General features: G+C 66.9%; 12 protein-coding genes. 8 read left to right on the top strand and 4 right to left on the bottom strand.

What is annotated here, in order from left to right:
- Positions 1–104: 104 nt before the first annotated feature.
- From IEW85_RS00775 to IEW85_RS00760, 4 genes are read left to right on the top strand one after another with little or no spacing between them, the layout of a single operon-like run.
- The gene (locus tag IEW85_RS00775; RefSeq protein ID WP_188682072.1) at positions 105–1,361 is read left to right on the top strand and encodes an extracellular solute-binding protein; all 1,257 of its coding nucleotides are present in this window, start codon (positions 105–107) and stop codon (positions 1,359–1,361) included.
- Positions 1,361–2,296, top strand: a complete 936-nt coding sequence (locus tag IEW85_RS00770; protein ID WP_188682071.1) for a carbohydrate ABC transporter permease — start codon at positions 1,361–1,363, stop codon at positions 2,294–2,296. The genes IEW85_RS00775 and IEW85_RS00770 overlap by 1 nt, the downstream gene beginning before the upstream one ends.
- The gene (locus tag IEW85_RS00765) at positions 2,293–3,135 is read left to right on the top strand and encodes a carbohydrate ABC transporter permease (protein WP_188682070.1); all 843 of its coding nucleotides are present in this window, start codon (positions 2,293–2,295) and stop codon (positions 3,133–3,135) included. Before IEW85_RS00770 ends, IEW85_RS00765 begins: the two co-directional genes overlap by 4 nt.
- Positions 3,136–3,161: 26 nt before the next feature.
- On the top strand, positions 3,162–4,955 hold the full coding sequence (locus IEW85_RS00760; RefSeq protein WP_188682069.1) for a family 20 glycosylhydrolase: 1,794 nt from the start codon (positions 3,162–3,164) through the stop codon (positions 4,953–4,955).
- A 41-nt stretch (positions 4,956–4,996) separates the two neighbouring features.
- Here IEW85_RS00760 and nagA read toward each other — a convergent pair whose 3' ends face one another.
- The gene (gene nagA / locus IEW85_RS00755) at positions 4,997–6,172 is read right to left on the bottom strand and encodes an N-acetylglucosamine-6-phosphate deacetylase (protein ID WP_188682068.1); all 1,176 of its coding nucleotides are present in this window, start codon (positions 6,170–6,172) and stop codon (positions 4,997–4,999) included.
- A gap of 170 nt (positions 6,173–6,342) precedes the next feature.
- Between nagA and IEW85_RS00750 the strand changes: the two genes are divergently transcribed.
- A complete protein-coding gene (locus tag IEW85_RS00750) occupies positions 6,343–7,494 on the top strand; it encodes an ABC transporter ATP-binding protein (RefSeq protein ID WP_188682067.1) in 1,152 nt (383 codons plus the stop codon).
- Between the two features lie 395 nt (positions 7,495–7,889).
- On the opposite strand, the gene IEW85_RS00745 is transcribed toward IEW85_RS00750, so the two are convergent.
- Positions 7,890–8,675 carry a nitrilase-related carbon-nitrogen hydrolase gene (locus IEW85_RS00745; protein ID WP_188682066.1) on the bottom strand — a complete coding sequence of 262 codons (786 nt, stop codon included), beginning with the start codon at positions 8,673–8,675 and terminating at the stop codon, positions 7,890–7,892.
- Positions 8,676–9,017: 342 nt separating this feature from the next.
- On the opposite strand from IEW85_RS00745, the gene IEW85_RS00740 reads away from it, so the two are divergent.
- Together IEW85_RS00740 and IEW85_RS00735 are read left to right on the top strand one after the other, a co-directional pair.
- Complete coding sequence (locus IEW85_RS00740) at positions 9,018–10,748, top strand: flavin monoamine oxidase family protein (protein WP_188682065.1); 1,731 nt, start codon at positions 9,018–9,020, stop codon at positions 10,746–10,748.
- Positions 10,749–10,750: 2 nt separating this feature from the next.
- Positions 10,751–12,121, top strand: a complete 1,371-nt coding sequence (locus IEW85_RS00735; RefSeq protein WP_188682064.1) for a YjiH family protein — start codon at positions 10,751–10,753, stop codon at positions 12,119–12,121.
- 33 nt (positions 12,122–12,154) lie between these two features.
- Here the strand turns inward: IEW85_RS00735 and IEW85_RS00730 are convergent, their stop codons facing one another.
- Both IEW85_RS00730 and IEW85_RS00725 read right to left on the bottom strand, forming a co-directional pair.
- Positions 12,155–13,693, bottom strand: a complete 1,539-nt coding sequence (locus IEW85_RS00730; RefSeq protein WP_188682063.1) for a mannitol dehydrogenase family protein — start codon at positions 13,691–13,693, stop codon at positions 12,155–12,157.
- A gap of 51 nt (positions 13,694–13,744) precedes the next feature.
- Positions 13,745–14,680, bottom strand: coding sequence for a sugar-binding transcriptional regulator (locus IEW85_RS00725; protein WP_188682062.1), 936 nt, complete (start codon positions 14,678–14,680; stop codon positions 13,745–13,747).
- A 153-nt stretch (positions 14,681–14,833) separates the two neighbouring features.
- On the opposite strand from IEW85_RS00725, the gene IEW85_RS00720 reads away from it, so the two are divergent.
- Positions 14,834–16,234: an ABC transporter substrate-binding protein gene (locus IEW85_RS00720; protein ID WP_229658681.1), complete on the top strand. Its 1,401-nt coding sequence runs from the start codon at positions 14,834–14,836 to the stop codon at positions 16,232–16,234.

Raw genomic sequence — 16,234 nt, 5'->3', positions numbered from 1 at the left:
TTAGTTAAGCCCCCATACTTTTTCCATAGGTTCAGCATGACGTGAGCGTGAGAGCCATCACAGTCTTACTGAACTCTCCGCCTGAGAAGAGATGAGGACAAGCCATGAGACGCCTCCCACAGCTCACCATCACCTCCGCCCTGGTCCTGTCGCTGAGCGCCTGCGGCAGCGACGCCGAGGATTCCGAATCAGCGGACCTGACCGTCTGGTTCATGGAGAACTCAGTCCCCGGCGAAGCCATGGACTGGCTGGTCGAGGAATTCGAATCCCAGCACGACGGCGCGAGCCTGAACATCCAGGTCCAGCCGTGGCCCGGCATCGTCGAGCTGCTCCAGACATCGCTCCCCGACGCCGGGCAGACGCCCGACCTCGTCGAAGTGGGCAATACCCAGGCTGCGACGTTCACCTCAGTGGGCGCCTTCAGCCCCGTAGACGACATCCTGGAGGATCTCGGAGGAGACTCCCTGGTGGAATCCGGCCTCGAAGCCGGCAGCTGGGAGGGGGAGGTCTTCGCTCCGCCGCTCTATTCCGGTTCCCGCATCCTCTTCTATCGGCAGGACCTGCTGGAGGAGGCCGGGATCGAGGTACCGACCACGATCGGAGAGCTCGAGGAGGCGGCCATCGAGCTCAACGAGGCCAACCCGGAGGACTCAGACGGATTCACCGGCATCTACCTCCCGGCCGCCGACCCCAAGACCCTCGAGGGATGGCTGTTCACCTACGGAGGGGACTACGCCACACAGAATGAGGACGGGACCTGGAAGGGGAACCTGTCGAGCCCCGAATCCATCGAAGCCCTCGAGGCGGCCCAGCGGCTGATGGAGGAGGGCTCGGAATACGTCCAAGACTCCAATGAAGCGGTTCAGGCCGCCAGCGAACTCTTCAACGCAGGGAACATCGGCTTCTACTCCCACCTGGCCTTCGCCGAACACGATATCGACGAAGAGCTCTGGGAGGACGATCAGGTCGGTGTCATGCCGCTGCCGGGCCTGGAAGAGGGAGAACCAGGGGTCACCTTCGCCGGCGGCTCCTCCATGGCGATCTCCGCAGCCTCGGAGCATCAGGAGATGTCCCAGGAGGTCATGCGCCTGATCTACAGCGAAGAGTTCCAGACCATGTTGGCCGAAGAGGGCTGGGCTCCCGGCAACCTCGACTATGCCGGAGGGCTGGAGGGCCCCACCTCAGAGGCGCATGAGATCGCTGTGGAAGCCTCCCAGCTCACTCCCAACACTCCCGATTGGGGCGTGGCCGACAGCGCCATGCTTCCCGCAGAGATCTGGACCCGGATCGGCAACGGCGAGGACGTCGAAGAGGTCGCAGCAGAGATCGACGCCGAGCTCGAAGAGATCCTCAACGACTGATGTACGCTCCCGCCCCTCCCACTCCGGCCCGGGCCTCCCGGATCCGCCAGCGGGTCACGCCCTATGCGCTGCTTCTTCTGCCCTGCGCGCTGGTGATCCTGGCGCTCGGGTACCCCATGGCGCGCCAGCTGGTGATGTCCTTCCAGGAATTCGGAATGGCCCAGCAGTTCGGCCAGCCGCCGGAATGGGTGGGGCTGGACAACTACCTCAGCATCCTCTCCGACTCCTACTTCTGGGTGGTGACCGGGCGGACCCTGATCTTCACCGCAGGAGCCGCGGGGGCCACCATGATCATCGGCGTCGGGCTCGCTGTGCTGATGCAGAGGGTCAGCAGTGCGGTTCGGGTGACCCTGCAGCTGACGCTGATCTTCGCCTGGGCCACTCCGGTGATCGCCGCCGTAGCCATCTGGCGACTGATGGTGGACCACAGACATGGTGTGGTCAACGACGTCCTCGCCGGGATCGGGCTCAGTGGATTCCAAGGGTTCCACTGGCTCCAGGCCAACACCTTCACCTTCCTGCTGGTGGGCGCAGTCGTCGTGATCTGGGCTTCGACCCCACTGGTGGCCCTGGCCACCTACGCCGCCCTCACACAGGTGGACGATGAGGTGCTGGAGGCGGCACAGCTCGACGGCGCGGATCTGGCCCGAACGCTGTGGCATGTGGTGCTGCCGATCATCAAGCCGGTGCTGATCCTGTTGGCCATCCTGCAGGTCATCTGGGACCTGCGCGTCTTCCCGCAGATCTACTCCCTGCAGCAGGGCGCGGGGAGCACCTCGGAGACCAACCTGCTGGGCACCTACATCTACCACACCGGCGTCGGCGGCGGATCCTATGGGATGGCCTCCGCGCTGGCCATGATCATGCTGCTCCTGCTGATCATCCTGACCTGGCGATATGTCCGCATCCTCTCCCGGCAGGGGGATCTGACATGAGCATCGCTGCCGGAGCCCGCCGACGCCGACTCCTCCCCAACCTGCTCGCGCTGGGCATCGCAGGGATATGGCTGTTCCCCATCTTCTGGATGATCAACGTCTCGCTGCAGCCCAGCGGAGCCATCCACATCTCCGGCATCACGGCACTGCCCTTCGACTTCACCCCGGACGCCTACCTCGGCGTCCTGCAGGACAGCTCGTTCTGGAACTCGCTGCAGATGAGTCTGCGCGTGAGCCTGCTCGCCGTAGGCGTCGCCCTGTTCTCCGCCACGCTGGCGGCGGTGGCACTGAGCCGCTTCCGGTTCAGAGGGCGCGCGGCAATGGTGGTGACAGTGCTGATCGTGCAGATGATCCCCGCCGAGGCGCTGTTCATCTCCCAGTACCGGATGCTCTCAGGCTGGGATCTGGTCAATACAGTCCTCGGCCTCTCCCTGCTCTACGTGGGTACCGTCATGCCCTTCATCGTCTGGATGCTCAAGGGCTTCGTCGACAGCATCCCAGCCGACCTCGAGGAGTCCGCCATGGTGGAGGGCTGCTCACGGACCGGAGCCTTCTTCCGCGTGACCTTCCCCCTGCTGGGTCCAGGACTGGTGGCCACCGGCGTCTTCGGCTTCCTGGTCTCGTGGAACGAGTTCACTCTGGCACTGGTCATCCTCTCCTCCGGCGGGAACGTCACGCTGCCGGTGTGGCTGCAGAGCTTCCAGGAAGGTCAGACCGGCACCGATTGGGCCGGAGTCATGGCCGGCTCCGCCCTGATCGCCGTACCGGTGCTCATCCTCTTCACCATCGTCCAGAAACGCATGGCCTCCGGCATGGTGGCCGGAGCAGTGAAAGGTTGATCTCCATGTCACTCCCCCTCTTTCCGATGCCTCGTCGACTGGCGGAGCTCAGCGGAGTCCCGCCGAAGACCCAGGCGGAGGTGATCGTCTCGCACAACCCGGAGCTTCCACAGCAGGGGTACCTGCTGACCTATGCGGAGACCATCCGGATGGAGTACGCCGACGCCGCAGGCCTGCGCTACGGACAGCAGACCCTGGACCAGCTGCGAGCCCTGCCGCTGGCCCAGCAGCGAGCGGTGACCATCGAAGACTGGCCCGACTTCCCCCGGAGGGCCTTCATGCTGGACATCAGCCGCGACCGCGTCCCCACGCGAGCCGGACTCCGGCGGCTGGTGGACCTCCTGGCCCTGGCCCGGTACAACCAGCTGGAGCTCTACATCGAGCACACCTTCGCCTATGCCGATCACCAGGAACTCTGGCAGGACGCCTCCCCGATCACCGCTGAGGACCTCCGATGGCTCGACGACCTCTGCGCCGGCCACGGGATCGAACTGGTCCCCAACCAGAACACCTTCGGTCACTGGGAGCGCTGGCTGGCGCTGGACACCTATCTGCCCCGGGCTGAGAACGCCGAGCCCCAGGAGTTCGCCGGCGTCCTGCGACCGCCCTCCACTCTGGCACCCACCCCGGAGAACGCCGAGTTCGTCACCGGACTGATCGAAGAGCTGACCGCGCACGTCCGCTCCCACAGGATCAACATCGGCGCCGATGAGACCTGGGAGCTGGGCACCGGAGTGAGCCGCCGCCGTGCCGAGCAGGAAGGGCTGGGCGCAGTCTTCATGGACTACGTGGAGCAGGTGGCGGAGCCGTGGATCGCACAGGGATACGCCGTGGAGTTCTGGGCAGACATCCTCGGCAGCCACCCCGAACTGATGGACCGCGTCCCTGAGGGGAGCGTTCCAGTGGTATGGCTCTACGACGCTCCGGAACACATGGCCACCGCCCTCGAGAGGATGTCTCCGCGTGAGCGCGCGTTCAACGAGGCCCACGGCGTGGAGACTGAGCAGCTGCGCGACTTCTCCTCACGCGCCCAGTCATTGATCGAGGCCGGTGTCCCCTTCTGGGTGGCTCCCGGCGCCGGGTCCTGGCTCTCCTTCACGGGTCGGCTCGACAACGCGATCAGCAATATCCTCGACGCCGCCCGCACCGGAATCAGCCACGGCTCCGAAGGCTTTCTGCTGACCTGCTGGGGCGACTTCGGCCACTATGACCCCCTGGTGATCTCCTATGCACCGATCATCTTCGGAGGGGGCATCAGCTGGTCGGCTGACAGCAGTGCGGCACTGGAGGACTCTCTGGCGGACATCCTGAATCGGCACGTCTTCGACGATGAGAGCGAGATCATCGGGCGGGTCCTGGTGGACGTCGGGCGCGTCACCGATGTCTTGGACGCGAAGATCCCCAACTCCAGTCCGCTGTTCCGCATCATCCAACAGGTCGGCGAGCTGGAAGCCCACCACATCCCCTCCCCAGACAGTGTGGAAGAAGCCCGCCGGATCCTGATCTCAGCGGCGGAGCGGCTTGCTGAGGCTCGGCCGGCGAGCGCCGAGGGAAGCATCGCAGTCGAGGAGATCGCTCAGGCGATGCGCTGGTCACTCTTCGCCGCAGATCTCTTCATCTCGGGACTTCTCACCGGAGGGCCGTCCGAGGGACAGGATGCTCAGCGAGAGGCGCAGCGGCTGGTGGACCGGATGGATGCTCTCCTGGCCGACCAACAGCGCGTCTGGCTGCTCTCCTCACGCCCGGGCGGCCTGGAGACGAGCATCGGCCGCTTCGCTCCCGCGCGCCGCGCGCTGGCACGACTGGCCGACGGTCGTTGAACGACGTTCTCAGCTCAGAATGAGCTCGCCCCAGACCTTATTCACCCCACCCAGGCGCTGGCCTGCATGACCCGTTCGACGCGGAACTCCTCGTCCAGCACCACCAAGTCTGCCCGGCCGCCTTCTGCCAGGGAGCCCACCTCGTCCAGGCCCAGCATGGCGGCGGGGTTGGCGGTGGCCGCGGTCAGCGCCTGCTCGGCGGGGATCCCCGCCTCCTGCACTGCGAACCGCACGGCAGCACCCACGGTGAGCGTGGACCCTGCGATGGCCCCAGCCGTGCCGTCCGCCGCCACCACGCGCGCCTCACCGCCGCTGACCCGCACGAGAAGACTGCCCAGCCTGTAGTCCCCGTCCTCAGCCGCAGCGGCGGCCATGGCATCGGAGACCAGCACCGCGCGCTCGGCATGCTGAGCGAAGATCAGCCGCAGCATGGCCGGGTGAAGGTGGATGCCGTCGGCGATCAGCTCCAGGAAGGCCGAGCCGTGCTCCAGCAGAGCCCCGGCAGGACCGGGCTCGCGGTGGTGCAGTCCGCGCATCGCGTTGAACAGGTGAGTGCCCGCGGAGGCGCCGGCGTCGAGCGCCTGGCTGACCTGCTGATAGGTGGCATCGGTATGCCCGACGGCGGCCACGGCACCATGGGAGACCATCTGGCGGACGGCGTCGAGACCTCCGGGGAGCTCCGGAGCAAGCGTCACCATGGCCACTGTGCCGGTGGAGAGCAGATCGGCGACATCCTCGGGCCGCGGCGGCTGCAGGAACACTTCGCTGTGCGCACCCTTGTGCTGCGGACTCAGCCACGGCCCCTCCAGGTGGATGCCCGCCAGCTCCCCGGCCTCCACCAGGGGCGCGAGGCTCTGGAGGCTCTCACGCAGGGCCGGGAGCGGATCGGTGACCAGTGAGGCCAGCAGCGTTGTGGTGCCCTGAGCTCGGTGCGCAGCGGCGGCCTGGCGAGCCTGCTGCGGGCCCTCGGCGAATGAATGTCCTCCGCCGCCGTGGCAGTGGACGTCGACGAAGCCGGGAGACAGGATGCCGCGGACCTCAAGGTCCGGGGTGCGCGGCGGCGGACCCTCGCCGGCGGCGAGGATGCGCCCGACGCCGGCGTCGGGAGTCTCAGCAGCGGCAGTGCCGCTCTGACCTGCGGCGATCTCCACCCAGTACGGGGCCAGGCGCCCGTCCGGGGTCAGGGCGCGGCGGGCCGCGATCAGCTGAGTCTGCACCCCGCCCTCCTTCCGCTGTCCGGGACACCTGTGATCTGACCTCAATCTACCCAATGAGGCCGAACGTGATACTGTTCACATTGATCTGCATCTCGGATGGGGATCACCATAACCACTTTTCACTACGGATCGTCGGGCACGTACCTGCCCGTGAAAGGGACATATTCATCATGGCCTCAGTGACCTATGATTCGGCCAGCCGGATCTACACCCCGGGCGCTCGCCCCGCCATCAACAACCTGCACCTGGAGATCGCCGACGGCGAATTCCTGGTCCTCGTGGGACCCTCCGGCTGCGGCAAGTCCACCGCACTGCGCATGCTGGCCGGCCTCGAAGAGGTCAACGACGGCCGCATCCTCATCGGCGGCGACGACGTCTCCAACGTCTCCCCCAAGGATCGCGACATCGCGATGGTCTTCCAGAACTACGCGCTGTACCCGCATATGAGCGTCGCTGAGAACATGGGCTTCGCTCTGAAGATCGCCGGCGTCTCCAAGGAGGAGCGCGCCCAGCGCGTCCAGGAGGCCGCCAAGATCCTGGACCTGGAGCAGTACCTGGACCGCAAGCCGAAGGCCCTCTCCGGCGGTCAGCGTCAGCGTGTGGCCATGGGCCGCGCCATCGTCCGCTCCCCCAAGGTCTTCCTGATGGATGAGCCGCTCTCCAACCTGGACGCCAAGCTGCGTGTCCAGACCCGTACGCAGATCGCCGCGCTGACCCGTGACCTGAAGACCACCACCGTCTACGTCACCCACGACCAGGTCGAGGCGATGACCATGGGCGACCGCGTGGCCGTGCTCAAGGACGGCATCCTGCAGCAGGTCGACTCCCCGCGGAACCTCTACGACGCCCCCGCCAACGTCTTCGTGGCCGGTTTCATCGGCTCCCCCGCCATGAATCTCTTCCAGGTGCCGATCGACGGCGAGAACATCCTGCTGGGCACCGAGACCTTCGCGATCCCGGGCGGCCACCTGGCCAAAGCCCACGGTGACAAGGTCACCCTGGGCGTGCGACCGGAGGACATGGAGCTGGTCAGCGACGCCAGCAGCGGCCTGGAGATGACCGTGGACCTGGTGGAGGAGCTCGGCGCCGACGCCTACATCTTCGGCACCCCGAAGGGCATCTCCACCTTCCAGCCGGTGATCGTGCGCGTGGACGGCCGCCGTCCTCCCATGAAGGGCGAGACCGTGCGCATCCGCCCGAACATCGACCACGTCCACCTCTTCGACTCCGAGACCGGCCTGCGCCTCAACGGCGATATCCCGGACACCACCCCGGAGGCGCAGCTCGCCGATGTGGAGGCCCTGCAGGACGAGGAGGAGTGACCTCCCGCCCACCCCGCCTTCACCGAATCCTCGGCCAGCATCAAGTGATCATTCAGGTCAGCGCGTTTAGGGTGGTGGACCACCGAGAGACGGTCTCAACGGAAGAGAAGGTGAAAGAACAATGGGTGGACGCGTTGTCATCCCGATCAGCCTCACCACGATCCTGCTGATCGTCATCCTGATCATCATCCTCTGAGGGAGACCTCGCAGGAGTCAGACCGGAGAAGCCGGGCCGGCCCGAGAGAGCATCAGCTCATCGGGCCGGCCCGGCTTTCTGCTGCCTGCGCTCCAGTCCCCAAAGCGCGTTTTACCAAGCACTTCTCAAAATACCCCTGCGAATCCGCAGGGGTATTTTGAGATCGCCTTGGTAAAACGAGGGTGGGGCAGCAGCGGGCTCAGATCCACTGACGGTGGAGCTCGGTGCGGCGGTCCTCCAGGTACCAGGGGCCTGCCTCCCCCGACGCCGGCCGCGGCCCCACCTCGGCCAGCAGCAGTCCCGGCTCGGCCCCCAGCTCACCGAGGATCTCGCCGCGCGGGCCGGCCACCACGCTGAGCCCGTCGAAGCTCAGCCCGTCCTCCAGCCCGCAGTGGTTGGCATAGGCCACGGTCATCTGATTCTCCAGGGCCCGGGCCGGCACCAGCAGCTGGGGCACCCGCGGCTCCTCGGCGAGCGCAGTGGGCACCAGCAGCACCTCCACTCCGGCGGCCGCGGCGGCACGGGCCATCTCCGGGAACTCGATGTCGTAGCAGATCACCATCCCAAGGTTCAGGCCGCCCAGGCGGATCACTGCCGGGGCCTCGCTGCCCGGACGGAAGGACTCCTTCTCCTCCGGCCCGAAGAGCTGCACCTTCTGGTGTTCCCCCAGAACCTCGCCGTCGGGGCTGAAGAGCACGGCCGTGATGCCCCGCTCCTCAGGCCCCCCAACACCGGGCAGACTCACCACCATCGCAATCCCGCTGCGCTGCGCGATCGCCGCCGTCTCCGCCCTGGTCTGGGCCACCTGCTCGGCGCTGAGCTCAGCGCGGATCTGCGCGGGGGCATAGCCCACCGGGAAGAGCTCCGGGGTGAGCAGCAGCTCCGCCCCCTGCTCCCGAGATCGGCCCGCGGCCGCCTCGATCATCGCCAGATTCCCGGCCACGTCCAGCGGCTGAGCGGTGTCCTGCATCAATGCGATCTTCATCCCACCAGTATGTCCCCACCCGCGCGCACCCGTCCGCACCACAGCGCCCGCCCAGCCCCACACCCGCACGACACCGCACCCGCCGATTCCGCGCATATGGGGCGCTCCACACCCATAACCGCACCCAAGACACTCCTTCTGCCACAGCCTGTCGCTCACCCCCTGCCGCCGAGCAACAGATCCGCAGTGCAGACCTTCAGCGCAAAACATGCCAACATTGCCAGGGGCACCTGCTGACAGTAGGTTCACACCAATGCCGGGTGAGCCGCAGATCACATCCACACCTCACCCGCCCCCAGCAGAACCGCCAGCTGAGCTGAGACGCCCCGACGAAAGGCCCCGATGACGCTCGCCTCCTCGCACCACCACGATGAGCACGACGCCGGCTCATCCGCTGAGCCGCCGCTGACCATGTTCAGCCCGGACTTCCCGTTCAGCTACGAACACCACCTCCAGCACCCTGCCGGACTGGGCTCTGTCCCGCAGGCCGCCCGGGGCACCGAGGTGGCGGTCATCGGTGCGGGACTGGCCGGCGTCGTCGCCGCCTATGAACTGATGAAGATGGGGCTGAAGCCGGTCATCTATGAGGCAGGCGCCATCGGTGGACGGCTGAAGACCCAGTCCTTCGAGCCCGCCCCGGATGTGGTGGCCGATCTGGGCGGTATGCGCTTCCCCATCTCCGGCCGGGCCTTCTACCACTACGTGGATCTGCTGGGCCTTCAGACCCGCGAGTTCCCCAACCCGCTGGCCCCGGCCACGCCGTCCACCGTCATCGAGCTGAAGGATCAGCGCATCCAGGCCGATACGGCCGAGGACCTGCCGGAGTTCTACCGCGAAGTGGCCGAGGCCTGGAAGCAGGCGCTCACCGAAGAGGCCGAGCTGGAGGCCATCCAGCAGGCCATCCGCGCCCGCGACGTCACCACACTGAAGCGGCTGTGGAACGAGCTGGTGGAGCGCTATGACGATGAGTCCTTCTACGGCTTCCTGACCTCCTCCCGAGCCTTCCGCGAGCTCAGCTATGAGCACCTGGAGACCTTCGGGCAGGTCGGCTTCGGCTCCGGCGGCTGGGACACCGACTTCACCAACTCCATCCTGGAGGTGCTGCGCGTGGTGTTCACCGACGCCGATGACCAGCACCGCAGCATCGTCGGCGGCGCCCAGCGTCTGCCCGTGGAGCTCTGGCGCCACGTCCCGGAGGACATCCTGCACTGGCCCGCGGGCAACAGCCTGGAGTCGCTGCACGGCGGGGCGCCCCGCGGCGCAGTCTCGGCCATCCGCCGCGGCGGCAACCCGGATCTGCCCGCCGGCGGGATCGCGATCACCGAGAAGTGGGGGCGCACCCAGGAGTTCGCCGCCGCCGTGGTGACCTGCCAGTCCTGGCTGCTCTCCTCCCGGATCGATACCCAGGAGGAGCTGTTCACCCCAAATATGTGGACCGCCATCGAGAAGAGCCACTACATGCTCTCCTCCAAGACCTTCGTGATGGTGGACCGCCCGTTCTGGCGGGACATCGACCCGCAGACGGGCAAGCCGGTGATGTCGATGACGCTGACCGATCGCCTGCCGCGGGCCACCTACCTGCTGGACGAGGGCCCGGATAAGCCGGCCTCGATCCTGCTGAGCTACACCTGGAACGACGACGCCCTGAAATGGCTGGCCCTGGACGCCTCCGAGCGGACCCGACTGATGCTGCACTCGCTGCACAAGATCTACCCGGGCCTGGACATCGGATCGCATATCGTGGGCGAGCCGATCACCGTCTCCTGGGAGGCCGACCCCAACTTCATGGGCGCCTTTAAGAACAACCTCCCCGGCCACTACCGCTACCAGGAGCGGCTCTTCGGCCACTTCATCCAGAAGGATCTGCCCGAGCACCAGCGCGGCATCTTCCTGGCCGGCGATGACATCTCCTTCACCGCCGGGTGGGCCGAGGGTGCGGTCACCACCGCGCTCAACGCCGTCTGGGGCGTGATGGACCACCTGGGCGGAGGCACCGACGCCGCCAACCAGGGCCCAGGCGACCTGTGGCAAGATCTGGCACCAGTGAAACTCGACGCACCGAAGGACCGATGACCATGACCACGGCACAGCCCCAGCACCGCAGCACCAGCACGCTGTGGTTCCTCCTGCCCTCCCTGCTGGGCATCTTCATCTTCATGGTGCCGGTGCCCGACGGCGAGGGATCGGTCACCATCCCCATCGCCTGGATGGCCGGTGAGCTGGAGGTCCTGCTCGAGGATCAGATCCCCTGGTTCCTGCTGACCCTGGTGGCGATCTCCGCACTGGGCACCCTGACCTACTCCCTGGCCAAACCGGCCTTCCTTCAGAACGAGCTGGGCAGGACCCTGTTCAAGACCTCCCTGTTCTGGCTGATCATCCGCGTGCTGGGGCTCGCCTTCGGCGTCGCGATCCTCTTCGAGCTGGGCCCGGAGTGGATCTGGGGTGAGGACACCGGCGGGCTGATCGTGGACCTGGCTTCGATGCTGATCGTGGTCTTCGCCCTGGCCGGACTGCTGCTGCCGCTGCTGCTGAACTTCGGGCTGCTGGACCTGGCGGGCACGCTGATGACCAAGGTCATGCGCCCGCTGTTCAAGGTCCCGGGCCGCTCCTCGGTGGTGGGCCTGACCTCCTGGCTGGGCGACGGCACCATCGGCGTGCTGATGACCAACCAGCAGTACACCCAAGGCCATTACACCAAGCGTGAGGCGGCCGTGCTGGGAACTACGTTCAACATCGTCTCAGTGACGTTCATCGTGGTGATCCTGGGCTACCTGGACCTGGAGCACATGTTCGGGCCCTTCTACCTGACCATCATCCTGGCCGGCCTGGCCGCGGCGATCATCATGCCGCGCATCCCTCCGCTGTCCCGGTTCCCGGATGAGTTCGCCGAAGGCGTCACCGAGGATCCGCGCACCGCCGCCGTCGAGGTGGTGGAGCCCCAGCAGAGCCAGCAGTCCCTGCTGGCCTCGGCCTGGGACAGCGCCCGACGCCGGGGCGGCTCGGTCAGGCTGAGCGATGTGGCCCGCAGCGGCGGATCCAACGCCCTGGAGATGTGGCTGGCGGTCATCCCGATCATCCTGGCGGTGGGCACCGTGGCGGTGATGATCGCCGAGGGCACCGACCTGTTCACCTGGCTGGGCTATCCGTTCGTGCCCGTGCTGGAGCTCATGCAGGTCCCCGAGGCCCAGGCCGCCTCCGAGACACTGCTGATCGGGTTTGCCGACATGCTGCTGCCGGCGATCATCGGCAGCGGGATCGAGCCTGAGATGACCCGATTCATCATCGGTGCGCTCTCGGTCAGCCAGCTGATCTTCATGTCCGAGACCGGCGGCATGCTGCTGGCCTCCCGCATCCCGGTGAAGTTCCACCACCTGGTGGCGATCTTCCTGCTGCGGACCCTGATCAGCCTGCCGATCATCATCGGGCTGGCGCACCTGTTCTACTGAGCCCCCGGCTCATTGCGGGACTGAGCCCCCGGCTCAGCCCCGGCCGTTGAGCCGCTGCGCGGTGAGCCTCTGCAGCAGGGCGCGGGCGCCGTCGGTGCGCAGGGCCTCCAGCGCCTCCAGGTAGGGGCGGGTGAAGGCCTCGTGCTGGACCAGGTCGCCGAAGAGCTCCTCATCGCGGAGGAAGGCCAGCGGGTCCTGATCGTGCTGGGCGGCGGCCGCCATGACGCGGTCGCGCAGCCGGTCCACCACCGGCCACTGCTCGCCGTTCTCCCCGGTGCCCTCGGCGTACCGCGCCCAGGAGGCGACGATGGCCGCACAGATGGTGACGTCGCGGCCGGCGTCGAGGTTCTCTCGGATGACCGGCATCATCCAGGTGGGGATGCGGTCGGAGGACTCGGCGGCCAGTCGGGCCAGCGTGTCCTTCACATGCTCGTTGGCGAACCGCGCGATCAGCTGGTCCTTATAGGCGTCCAGGTCGATGCCCGGCACTTCCGGCACAGTGGGGGTACCCTCGTCGTCCATGTAGAGGACGCGGGTGAAGGAGGTCAGCTCCGGATCGGTGCAGGCCTCGTGGGCGTAGGTGTGGCCCAGCAGCAGTCCGAAGTAGGCGATGGCCTGATGGCTGCAGTTGAGCAGGCGCAGCTTCATCAGCTCATAGGGCTCCACATTCTGAACCATCTGCACGCCGACCTCCTCGAAGGCCGGGCGGCCGGTGGGGAAATCGTCCTCCAGCACCCACTGGATGAAGTCCTCGGAGACCACGGGCCAGGCGTCCTCGATGCCGTAGTCCTCGGCGATCATCGCGCGGTCCTCATCCGCGGTGACCGGGGTGATGCGGTCCACCATGCAGTTGGGGAAGGCCACGTTCTGCTCGATCCAGTCCGCCAGCGGCTCGGCATGGGTCTGCTCGTCCCGGCGCCGCGTATAGGCCAGGACCATCTCCTTGGCCAGGTGCCCGTTGCCGCGCACGTTGTCGCAGGAGAGCACGGTGAAGGGCTGCACACCGGCTTCCCGACGGCGGCGAAGCGCCTCCACCACAAAGCCGAACATCGTCTGGGGAGACGTCTCGCCGTCGCCGAAGACCGCGTCCAGGTCCGCGGCGATGGCCGGGGTCTCGTACTGGAACTCGCCGGTGGAGGGGTTGTAGTTGTAGCCGCCCTCGGTGACCGTCAGCGAGACGATCCGCACGGCCGGATCGGTCATCCGCGCCAGGACCTGCTCCGGGGCATCGGGGGCGAAGAGGTATTCCGCGATGGAACCGATGACGCTGGCCTCTCGGTTGCCGTCGGGGAACTTCGCCGCGAAGGTGTAGAGCCCATCCTGCGAGGTCAGCGCATCGCGCATGACCACATCACCGGGCATGAGCCCGACGCCGCACACCGCCCACTCGGTGGAGTGGCCGGCGTTGAACAGCCGGTTCAGATAGTAGGCCTGGTGGGCGCGGTGGAAGCCGCCCACACCGAAGTGGACAATGCCGATCTCCCGGTCCTCGAGCGGGTAGCCGGGCACGGAGAGGGCCTCACCGTTGGCCGCTGCGATCTCCGGCAGAGTGGAAGCTGAGAGCGAAGTCATGCAGATCACATTATCAAATGAGCGCATGACTGCACTCATATGATCACCTGATCAGCCGTCAAGCTCCTGGGAGAGCCGGTCGGCCAGCTCCGCGGAGAGCACCAGATCATCCACGACGCCGGCACGGACGGCGGCCAGCACGGCCTCCGGATGCTCCACGGCGGCGGCCACCGCGATCACATGAGCGCGCTTGAGCTGCTCGGGGCGCACACCGATCACCCGGTCCTCCATGCCGGATTCGGCCACATTGCCCTCGATGTCCATCAGGATGCCCGAGCACTCGGAGACCACTCCGGCGGCGCGGGCGCGCTCCTGCTCCTGCTCGCCCATGCGGCCCCACAGCGTGGAGGCACCCGGACCCCAGCCGCCGATGGCCACCACGGCCACGTCCAGGGAGGCCGCAGCCTCCAGCGCGGCACTGACCTCCTCCAGCGGGCGCAGCGCTGCGGCCACCTCCGGGGAGTCGACGATCAGCGGGGTGGGCAGCGGCCAGACCTGGCCGCCCGAGTAGGAACCGAGGGTGTGGATCAGAGTCGAAGAGGCCGCCGTCGAGGATCCCGGGGCGCTCAGCGGGCCGACCAGCTGGACGATGTCCACCCGCGGCAGAGCGTCGAGATGTTCGGGGAGATGCATCAGAGTGCGCGACCAGGCCACACCGAGCCGTCCGCCGTCGTGGACCCGCTGCGGCAGGATCTGGGCGACCTGCCGGGCCAGCGCCGAGCGCATGGTCTCATCTGAGCGCTGCGGAACCACGGTCACCGAGTTGATGCCGAGCCGGGCTGCGAGATCGCCCCGGCCCTGGCCCGCCTGCGTGGGATCCACGATGGTGATCCGCACGATGCCCTCATCGCGAGCCTGGTCCAGCAGGCGCGCCACCTGGAACCGGGAGAGGCCATGCGTCCGCGCGAGCTCCACCTTGGAGCGGCCGTCCAGATAATGCTCACCGGCCAGCGCGGCCATGAGCGAGAGGTCGCTGTCCTCCGGCATGTATCCCTCCTCAGGGAAGCTCCGGCGCTTCCCGACGTCTTGCCCAATCGAGAATATATGATTAGGGTCACTTATCAGATGAGATCTACATCACTCACAGATGAGCGGACTCCAGGTCCGACATCACACCGTGATCACAGAACGGATGCCTCTATGACCGGATTCGAACACCGGCTGGACAGTCTGACCGGCAGGCCGCTCAGACGCCGCACCCTGCTGGGCGCAGGAGCAGGACTGGGTATGGGCGCCGCCGCGCTCAGCCTCACCGGCTGCGGAGGCAACGCAGGCTCCGGCGGAAGGGAGACGATCGTCGTCGCCATCGTGTCCAACCCGCAGATGCAGGACGCCATCGGGCTGATCGACCACTTCCGGGCCGACCACCCGGACATCGACGTCCGCTTCGTCTCTCTCCCGGAGAACGAGGCGCGCGCCAAGATCACCGCCTCCGTCGCCTCGGGCGGCGGAGAGTTCGACGTCGTGATGATCTCCAACTATGAGACTCCGATGTGGGCAGAGAACGGCTGGCTGGCCGACCTCGAACCCTACATCTCCGAGACCGAGGGCTATGACCCCGACGACTTCATCCCCACTATCCGAGACGCGCTCTCCTACGAGGGCCGCCAGCACGCAGTCCCGTTCTACGGGGAGAGCTCCTTCCTGGTCTACCGCGAGGACCTCTTCGAAGAAGCCGGCCTGGAGATGCCCGAGCAGCCCACCTGGGACCAGATCCGCGAGTTCGCCGAGACCCTGCACGACCCGGACACCGGGATGGCAGGGATCGCGCTGCGCGGGCTGGCCGGCTGGGGAGAGAACCTCGCCCCCATGAACACCGTGATCAACACCTTCGGCGGCCGCTGGTTCACTCCCGACTGGGAACCGATGCTGAACTCCCCCGGAGTGGTCGACGCGGTCAACACCTACGTGGACACCGTGCGCACCTGGGGACAGCCCGGCGCGGCCACCTCCGGCTACGGCGAATGCATGACCCAGTTCAACCAGGGCAACGCCGCCATGTGGTACGACGCCTCCGCCATGGTGTCCGGGATCGAGGATCCGCGCTCCTCCACTGTGGTCGGCAGCACCAACTACGCGCTCGCCCCGGTCATGGAGACCGACTACGCCGGCTGGCTCTACGCCTGGTCCCTGGCCATCCCGGAGACCTCCGAGCACAAGCAGGCCGCCTGGGACTTCATCACCTGGATGACCCACCCGGACTACTTCCGACTGGTGGGCGAGGAGGTCTCCTGGGAAGCCCTGCCCCCAGGCTCCCGGCAGTCCACCTACGAGATTCCCGAATACGCCGAGATCGCGGCCAACTACGCCGAGCCCACGCTGAACTCCATGGAGAACGCCACCCAGGAGAACAGCATGGTCCACGAGGTCCCCTACCCGGGGCTGCAGTTCGTGGGCATCCCCGAGTTCCAGGACCTGGGCACCCGAGTGGGACAGCAGCTCTCCGCGGCGATCGCCGGATCGCAGACGGTCGAAGAGGCACTGGACCAGGCGCAGACCTTCGCCGAGGCCGTCGCCCGCACCTACGGATGGGAGGCCTGA

Source organism: Nesterenkonia cremea (assembly GCF_014642675.1).
Classification (GTDB): domain Bacteria; phylum Actinomycetota; class Actinomycetes; order Actinomycetales; family Micrococcaceae; genus Nesterenkonia; species Nesterenkonia cremea.
Note: the sequence above shows the minus strand (reverse complement) of the source record. Positions and strands in the feature narration are given on the sequence as shown.